At 70.0% G+C, this 1,465-nt stretch carries 3 protein-coding genes; 2 read left to right on the top strand and 1 reads right to left on the bottom strand.

Annotated features, from left to right (window positions below; all coding sequences use genetic code 11):
- The coding region (locus QN345_RS18995; protein ID WP_323509107.1) for a hypothetical protein at positions 1-340 on the top strand (340 nt) is incomplete at its 5' end.
- Between the two features lie 63 nt (positions 341-403).
- Here the strand turns inward: QN345_RS18995 and QN345_RS18990 are convergent.
- The gene (locus tag QN345_RS18990) at positions 404-961 is read right to left on the bottom strand and encodes an HhH-GPD-type base excision DNA repair protein (protein WP_323509108.1); all 558 of its coding nucleotides are present in this window, start codon (positions 959-961) and stop codon (positions 404-406) included.
- A 133-nt stretch (positions 962-1,094) separates the two neighbouring features.
- On the opposite strand from QN345_RS18990, the gene QN345_RS18985 reads away from it, so the two are divergent.
- On the top strand, positions 1,095-1,465 hold a 371-nt coding region (locus QN345_RS18985; RefSeq protein ID WP_323509106.1), incomplete at its 3' end, for a hypothetical protein.

Here is a 1,465-nt window from a genome sequence, read left to right as displayed (position 1 = left end):
CTCCTGGGCCGCCGGGTTCCTCGTCAACGTTCCAGACACCGAGAGCCCGCCGCTCTACACCTGGACAGTCCAGGCCCGCTCCGCGCAGGTGGGCGCCGCCGGGGTGACCGTGCAGTCCAGCACGGGGCTCGTCGTCGGCACGGATGTCTCCGCGAGCGCCGCGAATCTCCCCGCCGACCAGAAGATCGACGAGTACAACGACGGCACCGGTCCCCTCGTCTTCGAGGTCGCCGGCCGGAACGCGGAGGGCAAGCCGTACGGCGGCGCTGCCCTCGTCGGGGAGGGGGGCGTGTTGTCCGCGATCGCGGCCCCCGCCGGCCTCGGCCAGTTCTACTGCTGACACGGACTCAGCCGGCCACCGGCATCCGCCTCCTGTAATGGCCGTAACGGCGTAACGACGAGATTAGGCCGTCGTCTTCGCGGCCGCCTTGGCCGCCCGCTTGGTCTCCCGTACCCGCGCGAGCGACTCGGCATCGACGATGTCGGCAACGGATGCGTGCGAGCCGTCCTGCCCGTACGGCGCAGACGCCTCCTGCCAGCCCGGCGCGGCGAGAGCGAATCGCTTCCCGAGGATGGCCAGGAAGATCTTCGCCTTCTGCTCGCCGAAACCGGGCAGCGCCCTGAGTCGACGGAGCACCTCTGCGCCGTCGGGGGCCCCGGAGGTCCAGATCGCGGAGGCGTCGCTGTTCCAGTCCCGCGCGACGACCTCGGCGAGCGCTTGCACCCGTCCGGCCATCGAGCCGGGAAAACGGTGCACGGCCGGCGTCGTTCGGAAGACTTCGACAAAGGAATCGGCGTCGAGCGCCGCAATCCTCGCGGGTTCCAGGGTGCCGATCCGGTCCCGGATCTTGGCCGGCCCGGCGAATGCCGTCTCCATCGGTACCTGCTGGTCCAGGAGCATCCCGACCAGGAGGGCGAACGGGTCTTCGCTGAGCAGGGCGTCTGAGGCCCGCTTCGGCAGCCCGCGCCCGAAACGGCTGGCGCGGTTTGCCGATCAGGGTGCATCGGCGACGGTACCCCGCCTTCGGGGCATGAGGGGCGAGCCGACCGGAGCGGATGCCTCCTGGTTCACGCGCGCGTGTCATACTCCGCGGGTGACGCTCTTCGAATCCGGCCAGGACTGGGCCCCGCGCCCGGCGCGGCGACCGCCCCGGTGGCGACTGCGGGGCACCGTCTTCGGAATCGTGCTCGGGACCGTCGCCGGTGTGACGCTGGCCGCCACCTACCTCCCATCGAGCCCGCTCGCTGGTTCCGCAGCGTACTCGCTCTCGGCGGATCTCTCGCCGATCGCCGACCGGATCGGCTTCAGTGACGAAGGCAGGGATATCTTCCTGACCACACGTCCGCAGCTCCTCGACAGCGGTGATTTTCGCAAGGCCTGCGAAGGGACACCGGATGGGACCGTCCACGGGGACTTCGCGACCGTCGGTTGCTTCTACGGTCTCGGGGAACACTTCGGACGGAT

Origin of the sequence: Cryobacterium sp. 10I1 (genome assembly GCF_035019805.1) — a bacterium.
GTDB classification, from domain to species: domain Bacteria; phylum Actinomycetota; class Actinomycetes; order Actinomycetales; family Microbacteriaceae; genus Cryobacterium; species Cryobacterium glucosi.
This window is presented reverse-complemented; position numbering and strand designations above follow the sequence as displayed.